Raw genomic sequence first — 25918 nt, 5'->3', positions numbered from 1 at the left:
GCCCGGACACCACCCGCGCACCACGAGCCGCCGGGGACGCACACCGTCCCCGGCGGCTGCGAACCGCAGAACGGAGTCACCCACGTGACCGACGCAGCAGCGCCCCGCACCCGCCACCACCCCGTCACCGACGACGAACTCTGCACCGTGGGCGTCGACTTCGGGACCCTCTCCGGACGGGCCGTGGTGGTCCGGGTCCACGACGGCGAGGAACTGGGCTCCGCCGTGCACCCGTACACCCACGGGGTCATCGACACCCGGCTGCCGGACGAGGGCGCCCCCCTGCCGCCCGACTGGGCGCTCCAGCACCCCGAGGACTGGCGGGACGTGCTGCGCGCGGCCGTCCCCGAGGCGCTCGCCGCCTCGGGGGTGGACCCCTCCCGCGTCATCGGTATCGCCACCGACTTCACCGCCTGCACCGTGCTCCCGGCCCTGGCCGACGGCACCCCGCTGAGCGAGACCGGACTCGGCCACCGCCCGCACGCCTGGCCCAAACTGTGGAAGCACCACGCCGCCCAGGGCCAGGCCGACCGCATCAACGCCCTCGCCCACGAACGCGCCGAACCCTGGATCGGACGCTACGGAGGGAAGATCTCCGCCGAGTGGCAGTTCGCGAAGGCCCTCCAGCTCCTGGAGGAGGACCCCGAGGTCTACGCGCGCACCGAGCGCTGGATCGAGGCCGCCGACTGGATCGTGTGGCAGCTCACCGGGGCCGAGTCCCGCAACACCTGCACCGCCGGATACAAGGGCATCCACCAGGACGGCGCCTACCCCGGCCCGGAGTACCTCGCCGCCCTGCACCCGGAGTTCGCCGACTTCGCACAGACCCGGCTCGACCACCCGCTCTCCCCGCCCGGCACCCGCGTCGGCTCCCTGAGCGCGCGGGCCGCGGAGTGGACCGGACTGCCCGAGGGCATCGCGGTCGCCGCCGGGAACGTCGACGCCCACGTCACCGCGCCCGCCGCGCAGGCCGTCGACAACGGCCGGCTGCTCGCCATCATGGGCACCTCCACCTGCCACGTCGTCAGCGGACCCGAACTCGCCGAGGTCCCCGGAGTGTGCGGAGTGGTCCGCGACGGCATCGTCACCGGCGCCTACGGCTACGAGGCCGGTCAGAGCGCCGTCGGCGACATCTTCGCGTGGTGGACGCGCACCGGACTGCCCCCCGAGTACGCCGAGGAGGCCGCCCGCGCCGGAGAGGACCCGCACACCCTGCTCAGCCGCAAGGCCGCCGGACGCCCGGTCGGCGCCCACGGGCTGATCGCCCTCGACTGGCTCGGCGGCAACCGTTCCGTCCTGGTGGACCACCACCTCTCCGGCGTCCTGATCGGCCTGACCCTCAGCACCCGGCCGGAGGACGTCTACCTCGCCCTCCTGGAGTCCACGGCCTTCGGCACCCGCGTCATCGTCGAGGCCCTGGAGAAGGGCGGAGTACCCGTCACCGAGTTCGTCGTGGCGGGCGGGCTCAAGAAGAACGCCCTGCTCATGCAGATCTACGCCGACGTCCTGCGCCGCCCCGTCTCGGTCGCCGTCTCCGACCAGGGGCCCGCCCTCGGCTCCGCCATCCACGCGGCCGTCGCCGCCGGCGCCCACCCCGACGTGCACGCCGCCGCCCGCGCGATGGGCCGCGCCGAGCACGCCGCCTACCTCCCCGACCCGGCCCGCGCCGAGGCGTACGAGGCCCTGTACGCCGAGTACCGCGTCCTGCACGACCGCTTCGGTGCCGGGGACGACCACCAGCTGCACCGCCTGCGTGCCCTGCGCGACACCGCACTCGCGGCGGGTACCGGCGACCCGGGCACCGGCGACTGACGAAAGCCGGACAGCCGTACGCGTACCGCGCCCGCGGCCTCCCCTGCCGCGCCCGTGGCACCCGTACCGCACCTGCCTCGCCGCCGCACGCGCCCGCATCACAGAAGGAGTACGCCCATGCCCCCCTCCCAGCCGGTACGCGAGGTCTGGTTCCTCACCGGAAGCCAGCACCTGTACGGCGAGGAGACGCTGCGCCAGGTCGCCGACCAGTCGCGGCTGATCGCCGAACAGCTCGCCGCCGACGCGGAGATACCGCTGCGCGTGGTCTGGAAACCCGTCCTCAGCGACGCCTCCGCGATCCGCCGCCTGTGCCTGGACGCCAACGCCGACGACACCTGCGCCGGGCTCATCGCCTGGATGCACACCTTCTCCCCGGCGAAGATGTGGGTCACCGGCCTCGACGCCCTGCGCAAACCACTGCTCCACCTGCACACCCAGGCCCACCGCGAACTGCCCTGGTCCACGCTCGACATGGACTTCATGAACCTCAACCAGGCCGCGCACGGCGACCGCGAGTTCGGGTACGTGCAGACCAGGCTCGGTGTCGCCCGCAAGACGGTGGCCGGCCACGTCAGCGACCCCGCCGTGGTGCGCCGGATCGCCGCCTGGACCCGGGCCGCCGCCGGCCGCGCCGACCTCGACGGACTGCGCCTGGCCCGCTTCGGCGACAACATGCGCGACGTCGCCGTCACCGAGGGGGACAAGGTCGAGGCCGAACGCCGCTTCGGGGTCTCCGTCAACACCTACGGGGTGGGCGACCTCGTGGCCGCCGTCCGCGCCGTACCCGGGGAGGCGGTCGAGGCACTCGTCGAGGAGTACCGCGACACCTACCGCCTCGCCCCCGAACTCGCCGCCGACGGCGCCCGGCACGAGGCGCTGCGCGAGGCCGCCCGCATCGAGGCCGGACTGCGCTCCTTCCTCGACGAGGGCGGCTTCGGCGCCTTCACCACCAACTTCGAGGACCTGGGCGGACTGCGCCAGCTCCCCGGCATCTCCGTGCAACGCCTCATGGCGGACGGCTACGGCTTCGGCGCCGAGGGCGACTGGAAGACCTCCGTCCTGCTGCGCGCCCTCAAGACGATGGCCGAGGGCCTGCCCGGCGGCACCACCTTCATGGAGGACTACACCTACCACCTCGTGCCCGGGGAGGAACTGATCCTCGGCGCCCACATGCTGGAGGTCTGCCCCTCTGTCGCGGCCACCACCCCGAGCTGCGAGGTCCACCCCCTGGGCATCGGCGGCCGGGAGGACCCGGTGCGGCTCGTGTTCGACGCGGCGGCCGGACCCGCCGTCGTGATCGGCATGAACGACCTCGGCGACCGCTTCCGGCTCGTCGCCAACGAGATCGACGTGGTGCCCCCGAGCGAGCCCCTGCCCGCGCTGCCGGTGGCCCGCGCGGTGTGGCGGCCCCGGCCCGACCTGCGCACCTCCACCGAGTCCTGGCTCATGGCGGGCGGCCCGCACCACACGGTGCTCACCAGCGCCCTCGGCATCGAGGAACTGGACGACCTCGCCGAGATCCTGCGCACCGAACTGGTCGTCGTCGACGCGGACACCACTGCGCGCGCCTTCCGGCGGGAACTGCGCTGGAACCAGGCGTACCACCGGCTCGCCCAGGGCCTGTGATCCGGGACCGGAGGGCTTTGGCCCGGCCTTTGCTCCGTACCCCAGCACCAGGAGGGAAGCCCTCATGACCACCAGCACACCCGCCGGCCGCGATCCCGCGCTCGCCGCCCTGCGCCGCGAGGTACTGGCCGCCAACCTGCTCATCCCGGCCTCCGGACTCGCCACCCTGACCTGGGGCAACGTGAGCGGGGTGGACCGGGAGCGCGGGGTCTTCGTCATCAAGCCCTCCGGCGTCCCCTATCCCGAGCTGACCGAGGAACACCTCGTGGTGGTCGCCCTGGAGGACGGCCGGGTGGTCTCCGGCGACCTGCGGCCCTCCACCGACACCGAGACCCACCGCTGCCTGTACCGGGCCTTCCCGTCCATCGGCGGCGTCACCCACACCCACTCCACCCACGCGGTGGCCTTCGCCCAGGCCCGCAGGGACATCCCGGTGCTCGGCACGACCCACGCCGACACCTTCGACGGGCCGATCCCCGTGACCCGCGACCTGAGCCCCGAACAGTGCGCCAAGGACTACGAGTTCCACACCGGACAGGTCATCGTGACCGAGCTGGCCGGTGAGGACCGCCGGGCCCGCGAGGTGCCCGCCGCCCTGGTGTCCCGGCACGGCCCCTTCACCTGGGGAGCGAACGCCACCGCCTCCCTGGAGCACGCCGTGATCTGCGAGGCCGTCGCCGAAATGGCCCTGCACACCCTCGCCCTGCGCCCCGACCCGCTGGACCCGCCGCCCCGGCACCTGCTCGACCGCCACTACACCCGCAAGCACGGGGCGGACGCCTACTACGGGAACGGCTGAGCCGGCCCCCCGCGCCGGACAACCGAGCGCCGCCGAGCAGCCGCGTGGCCGAGGAGGAGCCCGACGGACGGTCGACCACACCGCACCGCCGGGCCCTCGGCATACCCGCGCGGTGCTGCGGCGGCACCTGAATCGGTACACGAACGCGTCCGACGGCAGCGATCCGGAACGATCTCCACCGGTGCGTGCCAGAACCCTTGACCATGACTCAACTGCGCGCCATAGTGCGCTGAATCCTTTCAATGCGCGGGGGAGCGCTCCCGTCGCGCAGCCTCCTGTCCCGGCCGGTCTCGTGCTGCCTCCCGCCCATGGACGCCATCCCGAGACCCCGCCGTCGACGCCTGTCCGCCGTCCGTCCACCAGAGAGGAGGTGACCCTGGTGACCGTCGTCGGGGCCGCCCGCGAACCGTCCTCCGCCCCGCCACGCCCCCGTGGCGGTATGCGGCCTCCCGGCAGCGCCGCCGAGGCACGTGCCAGGCGCCGCCGTCGCGCGGACACCAGGACCGGATACGCCTTCATCAGCCCGGTGCTGCTCGGGCTGCTGCTGTTCACCGCGATCCCGCTGGTCCTGTCCTTCGCTTACTCCTTCACCCGCTACGACCTGCCGCGCGGCCCGGAGTTCACGGGCCTGGACAACTACGGAACGCTCTTCTCCGACCCGCAGTTCTGGAACGCGCTGCGGGTGACCCTGCTGTACGCGGTGATCTCGGTGCCGCTCCAGCTCGCGGGCGGCCTGTTCATAGCGCTGCTGCTCAACCAGCCGGTACCGGGGATGCGGCTGTTCCGCACGCTCATCTACCTGCCCGCCGTGCTGCCGCCGCTGGCCGGGGTGGTCGTCTTCAAGACGCTGCTCGCACCGAACGAACTCGGTGTGGTCAACAGTGTCCTGCTGAAGCTGCACCTCGTCGACGCGCCCGTGCAGTTCTTCACCTCACCGGGCACGGCGATGCCCTCGCTGCTGCTGCTCGCCCTGTGGGGAGCGGGCGGGTCGATGCTGATCTGGCTCGCGGGGCTGCGCAACGTGCCCAAGGAGCTGATCGAGGCGTCCCGGGTGGACGGGGCGGGGCCGGTCACCCGCTTCTTCCGCATCACCCTGCCGATGATCTCGCCGACGATCCTGTTCAACGCGGTGCTCGGGCTGATCGGCGCGATGCAGGTGTTCCTCCAGTCCCTCATCGTGAACGTGAAGTCCAATCCGGCCAGCGGCAGCCCGCTCGGCGCGCTCGACTTCCTCAACGTGTACATCTACCGCCACACCTTCGGCTATCTCCAGATGGGGCTCGGTTCCGCCGCGGCCTGGGTGCTGTTCGCCCTGACCCTCGTGCTGACGCTCGCCTTCTTCCGCTGGAGCCGCCGCTGGGTCTTCTACCAGGGAGGGGAGCGCTGATGGCCGCCCTCGGACAGACTCCCACCGTCGACCACGCAGGGCCCGTGGGCCCCGCGGGCTCCGAGGACGCCCTCGTCACCGTGGCCGCCCGCGCCGGTACGAAACGGGAGCGCCCTCGCTGGACGCCCGCGACGACCGCGACCTTCCTCGCGCTGATCCTGGTGACCGCGCTGTTCCTGTTCCCGGTCTTCTGGGCGCTCAACACCTCGCTGCAGACCACGGCGGAACAGCAGTCGCTGCCCGTCGTGTGGTGGCCCGACGACCTGCAGTGGTCCAATTTCAAGGCCGCGTGGACCTACTTGCCGTTCACCGACTACCTGTGGCACAGCCTGATCATCGTCGTGTCGGTGACGGTCGGCTCGGTGCTGTCCGCCTCGGCCGTCGCCTACGGCCTGTCGCGGCTCAAGTACGCGGGCCGCGAGTTCTGGTTCAACGTCGTGCTGTCCACGATGATGATGCCGTTCGTCGTCACGTTGATCCCGCAGTACCTCGTCTTCGAACGGCTCGGCTGGCTCAACTCGTACTGGCCGCTCGTCGTCCCCGCCTTCTTCGGCGGCGGCCCCTTCAACATCTTCCTGCTGCGCCAGTTCATGCGCTCCATCCCCAGGGAGATCGACGAGGCGGCCTTCGTGGACGGTGCCAACCACTGGCAGATCTACTCCCGCATCGTCATGCCGATGGTCAAACCGGCGCTCGCGGTCACCGGCTGGATGACGGCGCTCGGCGCGTGGGGCGACTTCCTCGGCCCGCTCGTCTACCTGTCCACCCCGGACAAGTGGACCGTGGGGCTGGGGCTCTACAGCTTCCCGATCTCGCCGCCCGCCGGCTGGGGCGACCAACTCGTCGTGGGCATCGCGCTGCTCGTCATGCTGCCCGTCGTGATCGGCTTCTTCTTCATCCAGCGCCTCCTCGTCGAAGGCGTCAACCTCACCGGCGTCGACCGCTGACCAGGAGTACCCCGATGCTCACACCACCGACCAGGGGCCCGGCCCGCCGTACCGTGCTCACCGCCCTCGGGGCGCTCGGCGCGGGCGCCGCGCTCACCGGCTGCTCCGGCATGGACGTCAGCCAGCCGCAGGGCAGTGGCCCGCGCACCGGCCTCACCCGTCGCAGGGTGCGCCTGCGCATGGGTGTCCTGCCCGGACCGACCGAGCGGCTGTGGACGAGCGCGCTCGTCGAGGACTTCCAGAAGCTGCACCCCAACATCTCGGTCGAACTCCAGGCGTCCGCCCAGATCACCGACCTCAGGACGACGGTGACCTCAGCGATGTCGGGGGACCTGCCCGACATCATGTTCTCCAGCGACGTGCTCGCCCAGTCGCAGGCATCCAAGGGCCTGCTCCTGGACCTGAGCCCCTACCTGAAGGACTACGGCCACACCGACGGGGACTTCATCGGCAAGATCATGGAACTGGGCCGCTGGGAGGGCCGGCAGTACGTCCTGCCGCGCGGGCTCGACCAGGTCGTGGTCGCCTACAACCCGCGGCTCTTCGACTCGGCCGGGCTCGAGCAGCCCCGGCAGGGCTGGACCTGGCAGGAGTTCAAGGCCGCCGCCGCGAAGATCGACGGGGTACGCAAGGGCGAGCGCTACTGGGGCACCGGTACCGTCGCCGGCTGGAGCTACGGCCAGTACCCGGTCTACGTGCCCTTCATGCGGGGCTGGGGCGGCGACATCAGCGAGGCCGACGGCAGCAGGGCCACCCTCGACGATCCGCGGGTGGCCCGGGGCGTGCGCGAGATGATGTCCTACTTCGGGCGGTACTCCACGGCTTACGCGCCACCCCCCGTGGACCCCTTCCTGAGTGGCCGGGCCGGGATGAACTTCCTCGCCCGCCCCCAGGTGTTCTCCCTGTTGGCCTCCCCGGACCGCATGAAATGGGCCATCCCCTTCAAGCCCGGATTCGCGAGTTTCCCCCTGTTCCCCACCCCCAGAATCGGTGCGGGCATGGCAGGTTGGGCGGGCACCGTGAACACGCGCCATCCGCACGAGACCGCCGCCTTCCTCATGTACACGCTCTCGGCGCGCGGTCAGCGGCTGTACGCGAAGATCGCCGGCGAGGTACCCGTCCGCAGCGACCTCGCCGACGACCCCTCGTGGCAGGACACGATGAACTTCGACGGGGAGATCGACCAGCGGGCGTTCACCGCCTACGGCGACTACCAGAGCTTCCCGCCGGGCAACCTGCCCCTGGTCAGCAACGCGCAGATGGCCACCGCCGTGCAGGACGCCCTCGACAGCGTCCGGCTGGGCACCACCACCCCGGAGGAGGCCATGCGCCGCTGCAACCGGACGGTCAACGACACGCTGGTCGGCCTCCAGCAGTGAGGCCCGGGCCCCCGAGAACCCGTCGGGCAGAGCAGCGCACAGCGCACCACGGCACCGCAGCGAGCCCTGCCGGGCGAGGACCGCACCACCGAAGAGCCGTACCACTCACGGAAGCCCCACCTCGACAACCGCACTCCACCGCAAGGACAGCATCACCGCAAGGACCCACAGGAACTCCCCCCGGAAGGGACGTCATGCCCCCCACCTCCCGTGCCACTTCCCCCGCCACCGGCGACGGCGCCGACGGCGCGCGCCGCCCGGGCCCGAGCCGCCGCTCACTGCTCGGTGCCGCGGCCGGAACTGCCGCGGCGCTCGCGGTCGGGGCCGCCGCGCCCGCGTGGGCCGGACCGCGCTCCGCCGCGCGCGCCGCCGGTCCGCTCGACCTCGGTTCGACGGCCGACGCGGTCGGCATCAACTACACCGTGCTGCACAACCTGGCGGTCGGCCCCGGGAAGCAGATCTACGACAACACCGAGATCCTGCACACCACGGAGACCACCGGGCAGCCCCCGGCCTGGGGCCCGCTCAACGCGAACCACTTCTGGGGCCGTCCGGCCTCGGGGTACTCCCGTTCCGACGACACGGCGGTCCTGCGCACCCACGCCCAGCAACTCTCCGACGCCCGCATCGACTTCATCGTGGTGGACGCCACGAACGTGCAGGGGCCGCCGGACGCGGGCAGCGACGAGATCTACTACGCGCCGACACGGGTCCTGCTGGACACCTGGAAGGAGATCCGCGCCTCGGGCGGCTCCACCCCGGCCGTGGTGCCCTGGGTCGGTACCCCTGCGAGCAACCCGGACCCGGCCGCGTGTGGCAACGCCACCTGGGACGAGTTCTACGCCTCGGGCGCCTACGAGGACCTGTTCGTCACCTACGAGGGCAAACCGCTGCTCGTCACCACCGACACCCTGCCGGACGCCCTGCGCGAGCGCTTCACACTCCGTAAGATGTGGGGCCTTCAGCAGCAACTCGCCGACCAGGAGTGGTCCTTCCTCCAGGACTACCCGCAGAACGTGGGCATGTCCGGCGGCGCCCCCGAACAGATCGCCGTGTGCACGGCCCTCCAGCACACCTACATGACCGAACCGGACGCCGTGGGGCGGCTCGGCGGCCGCACCTTCCGCGACCAGTGGCGGCAGGCCTTCCAGGTACGGCCCAAGGTCACGATCCTCACCTGGTGGAACGAGTGGACGGCCCAGCGCTTCGAGGACGAGGCGGGCAACACCCGCTTCGTCGACAACTACGACGAGCCGCTCAGCCGCGACATCGAGCCGCAGGACCCCGCGCAGGTGGGCAGCCACGGCGACCTCTACTACCAGTGGACGAAGCAGTACGTCGCGGCCTACAAGGACCACGCCGCCTTCCCGGAGGACCTGGTGCAGTAGCGCCCGCACGCAACGGGGTGCCCGGCGGGGCTCGTACCGGCGACGTCCACCGGTACGGGCCCCGCGCCCGGCGACGTACGGCGTCGTGCGGCACCAGCCGTTCAGCACCAGCCCTGTCCGGCGAACCACTCGGCGCACCAGCGCGTCCACCGCCCCACGTACGGGGACCCCTCGGCCAGGCCCAGACCGTGCTCGCCGTGCGGCAGGACGTGCAGCTCCACCGGGACGCCCGCACGACGCAGGACCGCCGTGTAGCGCAGCGCGTGCTCGACGTCCACGGAGGCGTCGTCCGCCGTGTGCCAGCAGAACACCGGCGGCGTGTCCGGGTGCACGTCCTCCTCCAGGGAGAAGGCGCGCCGCCGGGCCACAGAGGCGTGCCGGCCGAGCAGCGCCTCCACCGAGCCCTCGTGCGGCAGATGGGCCAGGGAGGTCACCGGATAGCACAGCACCGTCAGATCGGGCCGCTCTCCCTCCCCGGTGTGCCGGCCCCCGGCGAGCAGCCCCGCGAGGTGCCCGCCCGCCGAGAAACCGAGGACCCCGACCCGGCCCGGGTCCACCAGCCCCCGGGCCGCACCGGCGGCGGTGCCCGCGCGGATGGCCCGCATCGCGGCCAGCGCGTCGTCCAGCGGCGCGGGCTCACCGTACGGGGCCACGCGATAGCGCAGGACGAAGGCGTGCAGGCCGAGCTGGTTCAGCCAGCGGGCGACCGGCTCCGACTCGTGCGCGGCGTGCCCGACGTAGCCCCCGCCGGGCAGGACGAGGACGGCGGGCGCGGCTTTGCCGCTGTGCGGGGCGGGAAAGAAGTCCAGCCGGTCGTCGAGAGAGCCGGTCATCTCGTGATCTCCTGTTCGGTCGGTGCCAGGTGTGCGGCGGGCGCGTCCTGCCGGGCTCCCCGGGCCCTCGCGGCTGCGCCGGAAGGACGGGGACGCGAGCTCAAGCAGCCTAGTCTGCTTAAGGAGGGAATTGAATGGTTACAAGGGCACCTTCCGCTCGTGGGAGCCGGTGCCCAAGGGGGCGGAGATGGCCTGTCAGGTGCTGGTTTCTGCGACCAGGTCGGCACTTGACCACGTCCCGCTCCGGGCTTAGTCTCCGAGCCAGAATTTGAATAGTTTCAAGTGCGCCTTCGGGCAGTCGGCAGAAGGGTTCCCCTCCCTCGACGACGCGGCGGCGCCCCTTTCCGGCCACCCCCAGGAGCCCGCCGTGAACCCCCAGAACCCCGCCACCGGCGCGGTGACCGCGACGCTGCGCCCGGTCGAGCCCACCACCGAACGGCGTGCGGCGCCGATCGGTCTCGACGAGGCGGCCCCGCTGCTGGGCTGGCGGCTGGAGGCGGAAGGCCGCGGGCAGGCGCAGCGCGCCTACCGGATCGTGCTCGCCACCCGGGACCCGCTCACCCCCGGCACGACCCCGCTGTGGGACAGCGGCTGGACCGAGGGCGAGCGCACCGCCGACATCCCGTACGCCGGCCCGCCGCTCGCCCCGCGCACCGCCTACCAGTGGCGGGTCCAGGTCACCGACGCGCACGGCAATCCCTCCCCGTGGAGCGCGAGCGCCGGCTTCGAGACGGGACTGGCCCCCGGCCTGCCGGACGCGGACGAAGCCCTGGCCGCCGCCTGGATCACCGCGCCCGGTGAACAGGAGCTCGCCGCCCTGCCGGACCTCGACTCGGTCGACGGCGAACACGACCTGTACCGCATCGTGGCGGCGCCCGCGGGGACCGGCCACGACGCGCCTGCCGCGAGGGGCGAGCACGAGCCCAGCGGCCCGGGCACCTCCGGCGCCGGGACGGGCACGGGCCCCGGGGACGGGCCGGGGCGCCCCGCCTCGGCCTCCTCCGCCGCGCCCCGTGCGACCGTCTTCCGGCTCCGCTTCCCGGCCCGCCCCGCAGCCGTGCCGCAGGCCGCCCGGCTTCTCGCGGACGGGCCGGGCACCCTCGACGCCTACCTCGACGGACGGCGCGTGCCGGTCGACGGGAGCCCTTCGCAGGAACTCGCCGAGGCCCTGTCAGGCCCTGCCGGCAGCGATTCCGAAGCCCTTGCGGGCAGCGACCGCGGGCACCTCCTGGCGGTACGCGTCACCACCGAGGACGGCACCGAGCCCTGGCTGCTGGCCGCCCTGCGCGACGGCACCCCCGAACCCCTCCCCGGGCCACGGGTGCCGCACGCGGCCGCGACCGGCGACCACTGGCGAGCCCTGCGGGTGCCCGCGGCGGCGGAGCCGGACGGCGGGGCGTGCCCGGCGTGGGCCGATCCCGCGGCGCCCGACGAGACCCCCTGGCCCAAGGCGTTCGCCGCCGGCCGCAACGGCGATGCCCCGCACGGCCGCAGCCCCCTCAGTCACCGCCCCGGCCCCGTCCTGCGCCGCGACTTCGAACTGCCCGCGCCCGCCCGCCGCGCCCGGCTCTACGCCACCTCCCTCGGCCTGCACGAACTGCGGATCAACGGGCGCCGGGTCGGCGACGAGGAACTGGCCCCCGGCTGGACCGACTACGACGCGCGCGTCACCTACCGGGCCTACGACGTCACCGCACAGCTCACCGCCGGGCCCAACACGCTCGGCGCGCTCCTCGCGGACGGCTGGTACGCGGGCAACCTGTGCATCTTCGGCAAGTTCCACTACGGCACCTCCCGCGCCCTGCGCGCCCTGCTCGTCGTCGACCACCCCGACGGCACCACCACGACCCTCGCCACCGCCGACGACGGGACCTGGCGCGCCACGCGCGGCGCCGTGCTCTACTCCGACCTGCAGAACGGAGAGGTGCACGACGCGCGGCTCGAAGCGCCCGGCTGGGACCGCCCCGGGTTCGACGCCGCCGCCTGGCGCCCCGCCGCCGCGGTCACCCCGCCCGCCGCCCTGCGCGTCCTCGCCCCGCAGACCCCGCCGGTGCGCGCCCAGCAGGAGATCACCGCCCCGCTCACCCCCCGGCCGGGGGGCGGCCTGCTCGCCGACTTCGGCGAGAACGTCTCCGGCCGCGTCCGCCTCACCGTCCGGGGTGCCGCGGGCAGCCGCGTCCTGCTGCGCCACGCCGAGATGCTGACCCACGAGGGAGAGCTGTACACCGAGGCGCTGCGCGGCGCCCGCGCCACCGACACCTACGTCCTGCGCGGCGACCCCGAGGGCGAGACCTGGGAGCCGCGCTTCACCACGCACGGCTTCCGGTACTGCGAACTCCTCCCGCAGCCCGCACCGACCGGGAACGGCCAGGCGGGCACGGGCGCCGAACCGCCCCTCGTCACGAGCGCCACCGCCGTCGTCCTGTGGGCCGACATGCCCGCGACCGGTGGCTTCGAGACCAGCCACGCCGGACTGAGCACCCTGCACCGGAACATCGCCCGCTCCCTGCGCGGCAACTTCCTGTCGGTGCCCACCGACTGCCCCCAGCGCGACGAGCGCATGGGCTGGACCGGCGACATCCAGGTGTTCGCGCCCACCGCCTCCTTCCACCACGACGTACGCGGCTTCCTGCGCGGCTGGCTGCGGGAACTGCGCGGCTCCCAGCACGCCGACGGCGCCGTCCCGCACACCGTGCCCGACATGTTCGGCCGGGTCACCCCCGCGCAGGACCTGCACGGATCGGCGGGCGCGGCCGGCTGGGGCGACGCCGCCGTCACCGTGCCCGCCGCCCTGCTCGACGCCTACGACGACCGGCGGGCCGCCGCCGAGTCCCTCGAATCGGCGGCCCGCTGGGTCGGCTACCTCGAGGAACACAGCGCGGACGGGGCCCGTCCCGTCGACGCCTTCGGCGACTGGCTCGCGCTGAGCGCCACCCCCGGCGACCTCGTCGCCACCGCCTACGCCGCGCACGCCGCGCGCACCGCCGCACGGCTGGCGCGCGCCCTCGGCGAGGAGGAGCGCGCCGCCGGCCTCGACGCCTCCTGCGCCCATTTCCGCGCGGCCTTCCGCGAGCGCTGGGTGGGCGGCGGCGGGGTCCTGCACCCGGGCACGCAGACCGCCTACGTCCTCGCCCTGCACCTCGGGCTGCTGGAGCCGGCCGAGATCCCGGGCGCGGCCGACCGCCTCGCCCAGGAGATCGCCTCCCGCGGCGACCACCTGACCACCGGCTTCCTCGGCACCCCCTGGCTGCTGGACGCGCTCACCGACGCGGGCCGCATCGACGTCGCGCACACGCTGCTGCTCCAGGACAGCTACCCGTCCTGGCTCTTCCCTGTCGCCAACGGTGCCACCACGGTGTGGGAGCGGTGGAACTCCTGGTCGCAGTCCGGTGGCTTCGCCGACCCGGCCATGACCTCCTTCAACCACTACGCGTACGGGGCGGTGGGCGACTGGATGTACCGCACGATCGGCGGACTGGCCCCCGCCGAGGCCGGCTACCGCACGGTGCTCGTCGCCCCGAGGCCGCCCGCCGCGCTGACCTGGGCGCGCACCTCGCTGCTCACCGACCGGGGACGGATCACCGTCGACTGGGAGCGCACCGGCGGCGCCGGTTTCCGCCTCGACGTCGAGGTACCGCCCGGAGCGAGCGCCGAGGTCCGGCTGCCCGCCCTGCCCGGACTCGGCGACACCCTCCGCGAGTCGGGGCGGCCCGCCGCCGAGGCCGAGGGCGTCCACCCGCTCGACCCGCCCGCGGGCAGCGCCGCCGCCGTCCGCATCGGCTCCGGCACGTACCGCTTCACGCTGAGCTGAGCGCCGCACGGCCACCACCCGCCCACCGGCCGGTCGCCTGCCCCGGCCGGCCGACGCCACCCCGTACGACACCCGCCTCGTTCTCAGGAGCACGTCCATGTCCCAGCCAGAGCCCCCGACCGCGAACGTCTCCGGCCGGGCCCCGGCCGCCCGCTACGAGAACCCCGTCGTGCGCGGGCTGTCCTCCGACCCCTCGGTGTGCCGGGTCGGTGACGACTACTACCTCGCCACCTCCACGATGGACGCCTGGCCCGGCATCCCGATCCGGCACTCCACCGACCTCGTGCACTGGGAGATCATCGGGCACGCCGTCACCCGCCCCGCCCAGTACCGGCGCGACGGCCGCCCCGGCCCCCTCATGCTGTACGCGCCCACCCTGCGCCACCACGAGGGGCGCTTCCACCTGGTCTGCACCAACGTCGCGGACGAGCAGGGCAACTTCCTGCTGTCCACGGAGGACCCGGCGGGGGAGTGGTCCGACGCCGTCTGGGTGGACCGCACGGCCTTCGACCCGTCACTGACCTTCGCCGACGACACCTGCTACTACACCCGCCGCACCCTCGACCCGCTGCCCGACGGCCGCCTCGGCCCCGTCGTGCAGAGCGAGATCGCCCCCGCCACCGGCGAACTCCTCGGCCCGCTGCGTGAGCTGACCGAGAACTGGTCCGGGTTCTGCTCCAACGACATCGAGGGCCCGCACCTCTACAAGATCGGCGACTGGTACTACCTGTTCAGCGCCGAGGGCGGTACGTGGATGGGGCACATGCAGACCTGCGCCCGCTCCCGCTCCCCGTGGGGCCCCTTCGAACCGGCCCCGCACAACCCCGTACTCACCCACCGCCACCGGGTCGGGCACCCGATCCAGTCCACCGGCCACGCCGAACTCGTCGACGCGCCGGACGGCTCCTGGTGGGCGCTGTTCCTCGGCACCCGCAGGCCCGGCTTCGCCCCGCACCACCAGCTCGGCCGGGAGACCTTCCTCGCGCCCGTGGAGTGGACCGACGACGGCTGGCCCCTCATCGGTGACGGCGGCACCGTCGAGGAGACCATGACGCTCTCCCGGCCCCTGCCCGCGCCCGGCCCCGGCCACCGGCCCCCCACCCGGGCCAGGACGCCCTGGACCGAGGGCTGGGAGACGGCCGGCGGCCCGCCCCCGGAAGGCGTGCGCGTGGACCTCGCACCGGCTCCCCGGACCCTGGGGGAGGCCGACCGGGTCGCTCTGCCCGCCCGGTCGGCGGACGCGCGCACGGGCTGGCCCGACTCGGCCGTCCTGCTCCGGCAGCAGGAGTACCGCGGGTGTCTCACGGCGACGCTGGCCCCGCTGCCCGAGGGGACCGAGGGCGGGATCGCCGTCCAGTCCGACGCCGCGCACCACTACCGGCTCGCCGTCCGGGGCGAGGGCCCCGGGCGCCGGGCGGTGCTGCACCGCGTCGTGGACGACCTCGCCACGGCCGAGGAGACCCCGATCCCGGGCACCGGACCGCTGCGCCTGAGCGTCGAGGCGGACGGCACCCACTACCGCTTCCGTGTCCAGCAGGAGGGCGGCGAACCGGTGTACGCGGGCTCCGGTCTGTCGAGGCTGCTGTCCGCCGAGATCGCCGGGATGTTCACCGGATCACGTTTTGCCCTTTTCGCAGGTGACATCGTGCACGCTGACTCCCAGGCCGGCCCGCGACCGGACACCGCTCCCAGGACGGTGGAGTTCACCCGGGTGAGCTGCGTATAACGATTCATCGAGCGCCGCACGCCGAGAGAACTCATCCCGTTCTCTCGGCGTGCGGCGCTCTCGCGTACCGGGGCGCATCCCCAGAAAGAGCGATGTCATGCATGTTGCGGAGGAGTTACCGGGAGGCTATTGACCAAGCCCGCTTTGCCGATGATGATGTGTGAATCGTTTCATCCTGGCTGAGTCCCTTCCGCGTCTTGGTCAAGAGCCGAAGGAGTGTCCGTGTCCCGTCAACTCGTCTCCCGGCTGCGGCGCCGGGTGCTTGCCCCGACGGCGGCCGCCCTGGCCCTCGCCCTGAGCAGTACCGGCTGCGGAGTGCTCTACGGCTCGCACGGCGGCCCGCACACGGTGGTCATCGGGGTGCGGTCCCACTTCGTGACGCAGATGCAGCAGGTGGCGAAGGCGTACCGCAAGGTCGACCCGGACACCACGATCCAGATCGAGAGCCTGCCCGACGACGGTGCCGCCTACCTCCAGCGACTGGTCGTGGGCCGCCTGGGCAACAACCTCCCGGACGTCGTCGAGAGCTTCGACACCTACATCAACCAGGTCAACGACAACAACATCGTCCGCGACCTGACGCCGTACTTCGCGAAGGACGAGGGGCTCGACGAGAAGTCCTTCGCCGGTGACTTCCTCGACGCCTACCGGCCCACCGGTGAGCCGCAGAAGGTGCTCGGCATGCCGGTCAGCGACGACGCCATGGTCATGTTCGTCAACGACAAGCTGTTCAAGAAGGCCGGGGTGCCGCTGCCGAAGCCGGGCTGGAGCACCGAGGACATGTACGAGGCGGCCAGGAAGATCAGCGAGGCGGGCAAGGGCTCCTACTACGGGCTGCTCGCCAACAGCGGTGGTCTGCCCAACCCGGCGATCTACAACCCGATGCTCAAGGCGGCCGGCACCTACGTCTACGACGAGAAGACCAACACCACCGGCATCGGCAGCCCCGCCGCGATCAAGGTGTGGAAGAAGCTGCTGGAGCCGCAGCTGAACAAGTACGCGGCCCCCTACTCGGACACGATCGGCGCCGGGCAGCTGCGGTTCGAGCAGAACCGGCTGGCCATGTACCCGGGGGCCCGGGTGGCGATGCCCAACACGCAGGCGGCCTTCGGCAACAAGGGCTGGCACGTGGTCCCCATGCCCGAGGACAAGGGGAAGACCTCGATCGGCGGCGGCAGCTACGGACTGTCGATCACCACGGGGGCCGAGAACCCCGACGGTGCCTGGTCCTTCCTGAAGTGGTTCTACAAGACCGACGGAGGGATGGAGGCCATGTCGCGGACCGGCGCGATCGTGCCTCCCACCGAGGACGCGCTCGCCCACGGCACCTGGCGCGACCAGGCCGCCCCCAAGGGCAGCGCCGACGTCTTCGCGGACGCCGCGCAGAAGGCCGTCATGGCCCCCGTGGTGCCGCAGCGGGCGCAGAGCGTCCTGGAGAACCAGCTCCAGGCGGCCCTCCAGAAGGTCCTGCTCCAGCACGTCTCCGTCGAGAAGGCGTTCGGCGCGGCCGCGGACGCCGTCCAGAAGACGCTCGACGAGAGCGGGAGCGATGACCAGAAGCAGGACTGAAGACCCACCCCGCCGGCAGGCCGGGCGTCAGCCGCGCGGCACGGTGGACCAGCGATCCGAGGGAAACACGAACATGGCAATCTCCAGTCGGCCGGCCGGGCCCGCCGGCGCCGTGCCCTGGCACCGGCGCACCGAGACCCGGGACAAGGCGGCCGCCGCGGCGTTCCTCGCGCCGAACCTGGTGCTGTACACGCTCTTCGTCCTCATCCCGACCGTGGTCGGGGTCGTCCTCGGCTTCTTCCACTGGGACCTCTTCGGCTCCCCCCAGTGGGCCGGGCTGGAGAACTACCGCCGGCTGTTCTCGGACTCGGTGATGTGGCACTCGCTGGGCCGCACCGCGCTCTACCTGCTCTTCGGGGTCGTCCCCACGGTGCTCCTCGGGTTCATGCTGGCGGTGCTGGTCAGCTCAAAGATGCGCGGCGTCGCGGTGGTGCGGACCCTGTTCTTCGTCCCGATGATCGTCTCCAGCGCCGTCTGCTCGGTGCTGTGGGCCTGGCTCTACCAGCCCAGCAGCGGGATCATCAACACCATCCTCGGCTGGTTCGGCATCGACGGCCCGGCCTGGCTCGTGGACACCACCTGGGCGCTGCCCGCCATCACGATCATGCTGATCTGGATGGCCCTGCCGCTGGTGATCATGCTGTACCTTGCCGCGTTGCAGCGCATCCCCGAGAACATCTACGAGGCCGCCCGGCTCGACGGCGCCGGTCCCTGGACGCGGCTGTGGAAGATCACCTGGCCCAACGTCTCGGGCATCACCGCGCTGATCTTCGCGCTCCAGGTCGTCAACTTCATGGGCGCCCCCTTCGAGGTCTCCCTGATGATGACCAACGGCGGCCCGCTGGAGAGCACCCAGGCGCTGTCGCTCTACATCTACAAGGTCGCCTTCGAGCAGTCCGACTTCGGCTACGCGTCGGCGCTCTCCATGCTGCAGTTCGTGATGATCCTGGTCGTCGGCGGCGGCATGCGCCTGATCCAGCGAAGCCGGCGGGGCTGACATGGCCACCGGTATCCCGCCGATCGACGCACAGCGCATCCAGTCCACCGGGGAGGCACCCGTGAGTACCCTGACCGAAACCCGCCCCGGTGGCGCACCGGCGCCCGACCTGAAGAGGCCGCGGGCCGCGCGCGGTTCCTGGCGCACCATGACGCCGCGCACCGCGGGGAAGGTCGTGCACTGGCTGGCGATCCTCGTGTGCGGGCTGATCCTCGCCTTCCCGCTGCTCTACCTCCTCTCCAGCTCCCTCATGTCCTCGGCGGACGTGGTGGCCTACCCGCCGCACCTGGTCCCGCCCTCGGTGCACTTCGGCAACTTCTCCGAGGCCTGGCACTACCTCGGCGGCCGGACCGTGGCCAACTCCTTCATCTTCGCCTTCGGTGTGGTCCTCCTCCAGCTGGTCATCGGCCTGCCCGCCGGATTCGCGCTCGCCAAGATCCCCTTCAAGGGCGCCGCGATCATCACCGGCCTGTTCGTGGTGCCGATGTTCCTGCCGAACAACATCTCGATCATCCCGATGTTCGTCGTGACCCGCTCACTCGGCATCGTCAACAGCTACCTGGGCCTGATCATCCCGATCGCGGGCTCCACGGCCTTCGCGACCCTGCTGTTCCGGCAGTTCTTCTCCACGCTGCCGGACGGCCTCCTCGACGCGGCGAAGCTCGACGGGGCCGGCTGGTGGCGCATCCTGTTGCAGATCATCACCCCCACCGCCGGGCCGCCCATCGCCGCCTTCTCCTCGGTGACCTTCCTGACCGCGTGGAACCAGTACATCTGGCCGCTGATCGTCGCCCCCAGCTCCGACCTGCGGGTCGGACCGGTCGCGCTGGCGCCCCTCGCCCAGGGCTTCGTCACCAACATCACCCCGAACGTCAACATGGCCGCCTCGCTGATCAGCGTGCTGCCGGTCCTGCTCATCTTCATCGTGGCGCAGAAGTGGTTCGTCAACGGTGTGGTCGGCTCCGGACTGGAGTGACGGGAGAGCGTCCGTCACGACCCGGGCCCGGGCGGTCCTTACCCCGCCCGCGCCCGGCGCCGGACGGTCATCGACGGGTGGGCCGGTCGTGATGGGCCGGCCCGCTCGTTCTTCCGTGATCCGCTGTGGCGGAGTGCGGTCCGTGAGTCGGTCCGTGAGTGAAAGGCCGGTGCCCCCGTCGCTGTTCCCAGCGACGGGGGCACCGGCCTTCGGGCGTGGGTCAGTAGGTGCGCGGCGCCGAGGTCCATCCGGCCCGGGCGAGCTGGAAGGAGACCGGGAAGAGCGTCCCGTCCGAGGCGGGGCGCACCACCTCCACCTCCAGGGCCACCACCGCGTGCCGTCCCGCCCAGTCCTCGGGGACGTCCACGGCGACCCGGTTCCAGCCGGCCGGACGCGGCCGGGTCAGCCGCGCCTCACGCGTACTGCCGTCAGCCGCGAGGACCCGCAGGACCACGTCCCCCATCCAGGCCCCCTCCGGAGCCTCCACGCACTGGTCGACATGGGCGTACACGAAGCCGCCGGCCGGAAGACCGAGCGGGGCCGGCAGCTCAAGGCGCGCGGTGCGCGGCTCGCGCGGGTCCATCGGTTCGCCGCCGACCAGCAGCACCTCACCGGGGATCGGCTCGTGGTACACGGGCCCGCACACCGGCGACCGGCGCACCGTGAGCGTGGTGCCCGGCGAGGCGGGCGTCCAGCCCTTGGCGCCCACCCCGTCGGACAGGAACCCCGCGCCGCTCTCGACGCGCAGGGCGCGGCTGTTGCTGCGGCCTTCCTCGGTGGCCGTGAGCCGGGCGACCGCCCCGGGTGCGGCTCCGGCGGGGGGCCGCACCGTGATCCGGCCCGCTCCGGCCACCTCGGCGCTCCAGCCCTCGTCCACCGTGAGCCTCACCCCGTCACCGGCGAGGACCGGGACCTCCACCGAGCCGTCCGCGGGCACCCCGGGGGCCGCCCCGAGCAGCGGACCGGGACGTTCCTCGCAGGGCGCCTCGGACACGAGGACGTGCTCCCCGCTCGACGCCCGGACCAGGAGATCGTCCCCCTCCGTGCCGACCACCGTGAGCAGGGGATGCGCGGAGCCCTCAAGGACCGCGCCGTCCACCCGGACCGGTCCGTGCGCCCCGCCCGGGACCCGGATCAGGGCCTGCGCACCGACCGGCACGGTGACGGACAGTTCGACGCCCGCGCCGACCCGGCGCCAGCCGCTGACGACGGTGCCGCGCACCGTCTCCACCTCTCCGCGTACCCGTCCGAGGCCGGCCACCGGCCGGGGCGCCACGGTGAACCGCGCGAAGCCCGGGCCCGCGAGATCCGGTTCGATGCCGACGAGCCTGCGCCACACCCACTCGGCGAACGGCGCGCCCATCCCGATGTGGTCGAGCGAACCGGTGCCGGTGTTCTCGGCGTCGATCCACCAGCACTCCCACAGCGTGCCCGGCCCCTGCGTGAACATCGCGCCGATCCCGGGCTGTTCCGGCTGGCGCAGCGCCCCGAGGAGCGCGGCCCCGTCGCCCGCCCGCCAGCGGTCCACGGCGGCCCCGGGACGGGCGGGCCCGCCCGCCAGCGCCCGCACCACCGACTGGGTGGCGGAGAAGCCCGAGGTGACCCGGTGGCCCTCGGCCCGTACCGCGGTGGCCAGTTCACCGAGGAGCGCCGCCTCCTCCTCGGCGTCCGCGGCCAGGCCCGCCATCAGGGCGGTCGCGGCGGACGCCTGCGTGCCCCCGGCCCAGCGGCCCGTGCCCGGATCGCGCAGGAAACGCCGCGCCGCGGCCACCAGGGCGTCGGCCTGCTCCGTGCGCAGCGCGGCCAGGGCGTCCTCGCCCACCGCCCGTTCCAGATCGGCGAGGTCGCGCAGCGAGCCGATCACGGCGGCGGTCTGGAGCAGCACCGGGGGCGTCTGCCGCAGCGCCAGCCAGTCGAAGCCGTACGACAGCTCCGCCTCCGTCACGAGACCGTCCGCGCCCACCAGACCCAGCTGGTGATCGGCCCACTCGCGCAGCGGCACCAGGTGCTCGCGCACCACTTCCGGATCGCCGTACCGCAGGTAGTGCTCGCGCACGATCACGTTGTACGCCGAGCCCCACACCGGGTCGCAGGGCTGCGGGCTCTCCTCCAGCTGCGGCACGATGCCCGGCACCGCCCCGTCCGGGCGGCGCCCCTCGGCGAGGTCGCGCAGCCACTTGCGATAGGCGCCCGCCATGTCGAGGTGGGCGACGGCCGCCGCCGCCGACACGGAGGCGTCACCGGTCCAGCCCTGCTGCTCCCGGGTGGGGCAGTCCTCGGGCAGCGCGTGCAGGTTGTTCCACTGGGTGCGCACGGCCGCGTCCACGAGCCGCTCGACCAGCGGTTCGTCGGAGCTGACCGCGCCGGTGCGCGGGGCGTCGGTGTGCAGCGCCCGCCCCGTGACGGTGACCTCGGCGGTCTGCGGCAGTCCGCGCACCTCGACGTAGCGGAAGCCGTGGAAGGCGAACCACACGCCGCCGCGCTCCCCGTCGGTGCCGTTCGCCGTGTACCGGAACACCTGGCGTTCGCGCTCGGTGTCGAAGGGCAGCCGGATGTTGGTCGTGCAGACGGTGCCGTCCGCCTCCAGCAGTTCGCCGTGCACCGCTTCGATCACGGTGCCCGCCGGCACCCCGCGCAGGGTCAGCACACTGCGCCCCGCGAGGTTCTCGCCCACGTCGTAGACCCGCACCCCCGGGGCGGGACGGCTCAGTTCGACGGCTTCCCGTTCGCGTACGACGCGCAGCGCGGGGCCCGGGTCGGGCAGGACGCGCGGCAGCTGCGGCACGCCCTCGGCCTCGTCCGGCGCACCCGGCGTGCCGAGGACCTGCGCCGCCTCGCCGCCCGGTGCGGTGTCCCAGCCTCCGGGGAAGGCCCCGTCGTGGTGCTCCAGGTAGAAGTTCTCCTCGGCCACCACCGGGCTCGGCCCGAGCGTCCACCCCGCACCGGTGCCCACGCGGTGCGTGGCGCCGTCGGCGCCGGTCACCACCAGTTCGGCCAGCAGCCTGGGCGGGGCCTCCTGATCCATGCGGCGGCCCGTCCCGGCCACCAGGGTCAGGACGTTCTCGCCCGCGCGCAGCAGGTCCGTCACGTCGTACGCGCGGTAGAGCGCCGTCGTCCGCTCGGTGCGGGAGGGGTCGCAGGAGTCCGGGTTGACCGGAACCCCGTTGACGTGTGCGCGTACGAGGCCCTGCGCCGTCAGGTACAGGCGGGCGCGCGCCACGTCGCCGGACAGCGGGAAGGAGTGCCGGGCGGCGGAGCGCGCGGGCACCTCGATCCAGTGCGCGCTCCAGTCGGCGGGGGCGAGCGGACCGGTCTCCAGGACGGCGGGCCGGGACCAGCCGGACAGCTCACCCCGCTCGTCGCGCACCCGGACCGCCCACAGGACGCGGTCGAGCGGCGCCAGCGCGGGGCCCGCCCACGGGACGTAGACGCATCGCCCGCCCTCGACCTCGCCGGAGTCCCACAGCAGGGCGCCGGGTGCGAGGTCCTCGGGGCGGGAGAGTTCGGCGCCCTCGGCGGCCGGGGCCCGCCACACCCGGACCTGGTGGGCGCGCTGGGCCTGTCCGCCCCGGACGAGCGGGACGACCCAGCTCAGCGCCGGAGTGGCCGAGTCGAGGACCGGCCGCGAACGCCCCGGCTCACCGCTCGGCGGGGACTGGTCCTGGGCCCTGAGCGCGACCGGGGCAGGACTTCCGGAATGGGTGGATGGCTCGTGCATGGGGCTGGTCGTCCTCCGGCGTGCGGTGCGGGTGGTGCGTACGGACCGAGCGTACTGAATCGATTCATTCGGCCGGTCCCCATGGCATCAGTTCCGTGCGGTCAAGTAAAGCCCCGGGCCGGCGCGAACCACGGGCCGCCGCCCGGCGCTCACCGGGTGCGATCTCCCGGAGTCCCGCGCGGACGGCGCCGCCCCGCCCCGCGTCCCCGTCACACGAAAGACCTCGCCCACAGGATTTACCACGTTGTAATTTCCTGGCACGCTGGATCTTGCCGGGAGCGGGGCAACGCTTTCGCGGTGCCCCGCCGCGCCCGCTTCCGCACGCTCGGGCATCCGGTCCGCACCTCTGACGCCCGATGCGCACCCGCCGAATTCCAAGGAGCCATGTATGCACAGGTCCCGTCTCACCCTCGACCCGGACTTCCGGGTCGGCGCCGTCGACCGCAGGCTGTTCGGCTCCTTCGTGGAGCACATGGGCCGCTCGGTCTACACCGGTGTCTTCGAGGAAGGGCACCCGGCGGCCGACGAGGACGGGTTCCGCACCGACGTCCTGGAGCTGACCAGGGAGCTGGGCGTCACCACCGTCCGCTACCCGGGCGGCAACTTCGTCTCCAACTACCGCTGGGAGGACGGGGTGGGCCCGCGCGAACAGCGGCCCGCCACCCTGGACCTGGCCTGGCGCAGCCTGGAGCCCAACCGCTTCGGCCTGAACGAGTTCATGGCCTGGGCCCGCAAGGCCGGCGTCGAACCGATGATGGCGGTCAACCTCGGCACCCGGGGCACGGCCGAGGCGCTGGACCTCCTGGAGTACGCCAACCACCCCTCCGGCACCCGCCTGTCGGAGCTGCGCCGCGCGCACGGCGCCGCCGATCCGCACGACATCCTGCTGTGGTGCCTGGGCAACGAGATGGACGGGCCGTGGCAGATGGGCCACAAGACGGCCGAGGAGTACGGCCGGGTGGCCGCCGAGACGGCCCGCGCCATGAAGCGGCTCGACCCCCGGCTCTCACTCGTGGCCTGCGGCAGTTCCAGTGACGGGATGCCGACCTTCGGCGCCTGGGAGGCCACCGTCCTGGAGCACACCTACGAGCACGTGGACCTCATCTCCGCGCACGCCTACTACGAGCCGCTGAACGGGGACGTCGACTCCTTCCTCGCCAGCGGCAGCGGCATGGAGACGATGATCCGCTCGGTGGTCGCGGCGGCCGACCACGTCGGCAGCAAGCTGCGCGACAAGCGCCGGATCAACGTGTCCTTCGACGAGTGGAACGTCTGGTACCAGAGCCGCTTCGGCGGTGAGGACAGCCTGGACTGGCAGGAGCGCCCCCGGCTGATCGAGGACGTCTACGACGTGACGGACGCGGTCGTCGTCGGCAGCCTGCTGATGACCCTGCTGCGCAACGCCGACCGCGTCTCGGTGGCCTGTCAGGCGCAGCTCGCCAACGTCATCGCGCCGATCATGACCGAGCCGGGCGGCCCCGCCTGGCGCCAGACGATCTTCCACCCCTTCGCGCTGACCGCCCGCCACGCGCGCGGGGAGGTCCTGCGCACCGAACCGAGCGGGCCGCGCACCGAGACCGAGCGGTACGGCGAGGTCCCGCTGCTGTGGACCACCGCGACCCACGACGCCGAGCGCGGGGAGGTCAGCCTGTTCGCCGTCAACCGTGACCGCGACGAGCCGATGCTGCTGGAGACGGCGCTGCGGGCCTTCCCCGGTGCCCGGCTCGTCGAGCACCTGGAGCTGGCCGACGCCGACCCGTCCGCCGTCAACACCGCGGCCGAGCCCGAGCGGGTGCGCCCCCGCGCCGCCCGGGGCGCGCGGCTCGCCGACGGTGTCCTGAGCGCGGAACTCGCCCCCCGCTCCTGGAACCTGCTGCGCCTCGCCTACGACACGGGCACGGCCGCCTGAGCGCACCGGCACCACCGACATCGGAGGCCCGGTGCCCCACCGTCCCGGGGACGGTGCGGGCGCCGGGCCTCCGGCGGGCGGCCGGACGGACGAGGGACGGCTACTGGCCGCCGAGCCCGGTCGTGGCCACCGACTTCACGATCTGGCGCTGGAAGACCATGAAGACCACGATCAGCGGGACGGCCGCGAGCAGCGCCGCGGCGGCCGACTGGGCGTACTGGAGCCCGTAGGAGTCCTTGACCGTGGACAGGCCGATCGGCAGCGTCATCAGGTTCGGGTCGCTCGTGCTGATGAACGGCCACAGGAAGTTGTTCCAGGTCGTGATGAACACGAAGATCGCGACGGCGGCGAGGATCGGCCGCGACAGCGGCAGGATGATGCTCCAGAACACCCGGAAGCTGCCCGCCCCGTCGATGCGCGCGGCCTCCTCCAGCTCCTTCGGGATGCCGTCGAAGAACTTCTTCAGGATGTACACCATGGCCGGGGCGACGACCTGCGGGAGGATCACCGCCGCGTAGGTGTCGGTCAGGTGCGCGATCACCATCTGTCGGAACAGCGGCACGATGAGGATCTGCGGCGGCACCATGATCGAGGCGAGGACCACCGCGAGCAGCACCTTGCGGCCCCGGAAGACCGTCCGGGAGAAGCCGTAGGCGGCCATCGCCGAGATCACCACGGTGATGGCGGTCACGCACACCGTCACGATGAGGCTGTTGAGCGCCCACAGCGGCAGGTTCCCCTGGTCCAGGATCTTCTGGTACGCGTCCAGGGTGAAGCCGTGCTTCGGTATCCAGCCGTCCCCCGAGGTGGCCGCGTCGGTCTCCGTCTTGAACGAGGTGACCAGGGCCCAGGCCAGCGGCAGCAGCCACAGCACCGTCATGACCAGCAGCGCGAGGACGGCGACGATCTTGGGCAGTGGTCCCGTGCCCAGCACCGGTTGCGGCTTGGGGGAGCGGTACCTGAGCCCCGAGGGCGCCCGGCCGGCCTTGCGGGCCGGTGCCCGCGTGGCGCGGGGCGGGATGAGGGTGTCACTCGTCATGG

At 72.8% G+C, this 25918-nt stretch carries 16 protein-coding genes; 13 read left to right on the top strand and 3 right to left on the bottom strand.

Features of this window, described 5'->3' with window-relative positions:
- Positions 1-84 precede the first annotated feature (84 nt).
- From AB0J21_RS02695 to AB0J21_RS02665, 7 genes are all read left to right on the top strand, one after another.
- Positions 85-1812: a ribulokinase gene (locus tag AB0J21_RS02695; RefSeq protein ID WP_363143933.1), complete on the top strand. Its 1728-nt coding sequence runs from the start codon at positions 85-87 to the stop codon at positions 1810-1812.
- 117 nt (positions 1813-1929) lie between these two features.
- Positions 1930-3438 (top strand): L-arabinose isomerase, encoded by a 1509-nt coding sequence (araA, locus tag AB0J21_RS02690; RefSeq protein ID WP_363143932.1) that lies wholly within the window; start codon positions 1930-1932, stop codon positions 3436-3438.
- A 64-nt stretch (positions 3439-3502) separates the two neighbouring features.
- A complete protein-coding gene (gene araD, locus AB0J21_RS02685; protein WP_363143931.1) occupies positions 3503-4237 on the top strand; it encodes an L-ribulose-5-phosphate 4-epimerase AraD in 735 nt (244 codons plus the stop codon).
- Positions 4238-4616: 379 nt separating this feature from the next.
- Entirely contained in the window at positions 4617-5624 is a 1008-nt protein-coding gene (locus AB0J21_RS02680; RefSeq protein WP_363143930.1) for a sugar ABC transporter permease, read from the top strand.
- A complete protein-coding gene (locus tag AB0J21_RS02675) occupies positions 5624-6571 on the top strand; it encodes a carbohydrate ABC transporter permease (RefSeq protein WP_363143929.1) in 948 nt (315 codons plus the stop codon). The genes AB0J21_RS02680 and AB0J21_RS02675 overlap by 1 nt, the downstream gene beginning before the upstream one ends.
- Positions 6572-6585: 14 nt before the next feature.
- A complete protein-coding gene (locus tag AB0J21_RS02670) occupies positions 6586-7950 on the top strand; it encodes an extracellular solute-binding protein (protein WP_363143928.1) in 1365 nt (454 codons plus the stop codon).
- A 194-nt stretch (positions 7951-8144) separates the two neighbouring features.
- The gene (locus AB0J21_RS02665; protein WP_363143927.1) at positions 8145-9338 is read left to right on the top strand and encodes a hypothetical protein; all 1194 of its coding nucleotides are present in this window, start codon (positions 8145-8147) and stop codon (positions 9336-9338) included.
- 101 nt (positions 9339-9439) lie between these two features.
- Here AB0J21_RS02665 and AB0J21_RS02660 read toward each other — a convergent pair whose 3' ends face one another.
- Positions 9440-10171, bottom strand: coding sequence for an alpha/beta hydrolase (locus tag AB0J21_RS02660; RefSeq protein ID WP_363143926.1), 732 nt, complete (start codon positions 10169-10171; stop codon positions 9440-9442).
- Positions 10172-10538: 367 nt separating this feature from the next.
- Between AB0J21_RS02660 and AB0J21_RS02655 the strand changes: the two genes are divergently transcribed.
- The 5 genes from AB0J21_RS02655 (at position 10539) to AB0J21_RS02635 (ending at position 19250) form a co-directional block, all read left to right on the top strand.
- Positions 10539-13982 carry a family 78 glycoside hydrolase catalytic domain gene (locus AB0J21_RS02655; protein WP_363143925.1) on the top strand — a complete coding sequence of 1148 codons (3444 nt, stop codon included), beginning with the start codon at positions 10539-10541 and terminating at the stop codon, positions 13980-13982.
- Positions 13983-14079: 97 nt separating this feature from the next.
- The gene (locus AB0J21_RS02650; protein WP_363143924.1) at positions 14080-15708 is read left to right on the top strand and encodes a family 43 glycosylhydrolase; all 1629 of its coding nucleotides are present in this window, start codon (positions 14080-14082) and stop codon (positions 15706-15708) included.
- A gap of 222 nt (positions 15709-15930) precedes the next feature.
- Positions 15931-17277 carry a sugar ABC transporter substrate-binding protein gene (locus AB0J21_RS02645; protein ID WP_363143923.1) on the top strand — a complete coding sequence of 449 codons (1347 nt, stop codon included), beginning with the start codon at positions 15931-15933 and terminating at the stop codon, positions 17275-17277.
- Between the two features lie 73 nt (positions 17278-17350).
- Complete coding sequence (locus AB0J21_RS02640) at positions 17351-18274, top strand: sugar ABC transporter permease (RefSeq protein WP_363143922.1); 924 nt, start codon at positions 17351-17353, stop codon at positions 18272-18274.
- 61 nt (positions 18275-18335) lie between these two features.
- Positions 18336-19250, top strand: coding sequence for a carbohydrate ABC transporter permease (locus AB0J21_RS02635; RefSeq protein WP_363143921.1), 915 nt, complete (start codon positions 18336-18338; stop codon positions 19248-19250).
- 220 nt (positions 19251-19470) lie between these two features.
- On the opposite strand, the gene AB0J21_RS02630 is transcribed toward AB0J21_RS02635, so the two are convergent.
- Positions 19471-22968 (bottom strand): family 78 glycoside hydrolase catalytic domain, encoded by a 3498-nt coding sequence (locus AB0J21_RS02630; RefSeq protein WP_363143920.1) that lies wholly within the window; start codon positions 22966-22968, stop codon positions 19471-19473.
- 388 nt (positions 22969-23356) lie between these two features.
- Between AB0J21_RS02630 and AB0J21_RS02625 the strand changes: the two genes are divergently transcribed.
- Positions 23357-24877 (top strand): alpha-N-arabinofuranosidase, encoded by a 1521-nt coding sequence (locus tag AB0J21_RS02625; protein ID WP_363143919.1) that lies wholly within the window; start codon positions 23357-23359, stop codon positions 24875-24877.
- Between the two features lie 100 nt (positions 24878-24977).
- On the opposite strand, the gene AB0J21_RS02620 is transcribed toward AB0J21_RS02625, so the two are convergent.
- Positions 24978-25916, bottom strand: coding sequence for a carbohydrate ABC transporter permease (locus AB0J21_RS02620; RefSeq protein WP_363143918.1), 939 nt, complete (start codon positions 25914-25916; stop codon positions 24978-24980).
- Between the last annotated feature and the right edge of the window lie 2 nt (positions 25917-25918).

This window comes from Streptomyces sp. NPDC049954, from assembly GCF_040656295.1.
In the GTDB taxonomy this organism is placed as follows: Bacteria; Actinomycetota; Actinomycetes; order Streptomycetales; family Streptomycetaceae; genus Streptomyces.
Note: the sequence above shows the minus strand (reverse complement) of the source record. Positions and strands in the feature narration are given on the sequence as shown.

Coding starts and splice junctions, on each gene's coding strand:
- araD (WP_363143931.1), top strand. CDS start 3,503: ATGACCACCAGCACACCCGCCGGCCGCGATCCCGCGCTCGCCGCCCTG.
- AB0J21_RS02640 (WP_363143922.1), top strand. CDS start 17,351: ATGGCAATCTCCAGTCGGCCGGCCGGGCCCGCCGGCGCCGTGCCCTGG.
- AB0J21_RS02650 (WP_363143924.1), top strand. CDS start 14,080: ATGTCCCAGCCAGAGCCCCCGACCGCGAACGTCTCCGGCCGGGCCCCG.
- AB0J21_RS02630 (WP_363143920.1), bottom strand. CDS start 22,968: ATGCACGAGCCATCCACCCATTCCGGAAGTCCTGCCCCGGTCGCGCTC.
- AB0J21_RS02625 (WP_363143919.1), top strand. CDS start 23,357: ATGCACAGGTCCCGTCTCACCCTCGACCCGGACTTCCGGGTCGGCGCC.
- AB0J21_RS02670 (WP_363143928.1), top strand. CDS start 6,586: ATGCTCACACCACCGACCAGGGGCCCGGCCCGCCGTACCGTGCTCACC.
- AB0J21_RS02660 (WP_363143926.1), bottom strand. CDS start 10,171: ATGACCGGCTCTCTCGACGACCGGCTGGACTTCTTTCCCGCCCCGCAC.
- AB0J21_RS02620 (WP_363143918.1), bottom strand. CDS start 25,916: ATGACGAGTGACACCCTCATCCCGCCCCGCGCCACGCGGGCACCGGCC.
- AB0J21_RS02665 (WP_363143927.1), top strand. CDS start 8,145: ATGCCCCCCACCTCCCGTGCCACTTCCCCCGCCACCGGCGACGGCGCC.
- AB0J21_RS02675 (WP_363143929.1), top strand. CDS start 5,624: ATGGCCGCCCTCGGACAGACTCCCACCGTCGACCACGCAGGGCCCGTG.
- araA (WP_363143932.1), top strand. CDS start 1,930: ATGCCCCCCTCCCAGCCGGTACGCGAGGTCTGGTTCCTCACCGGAAGC.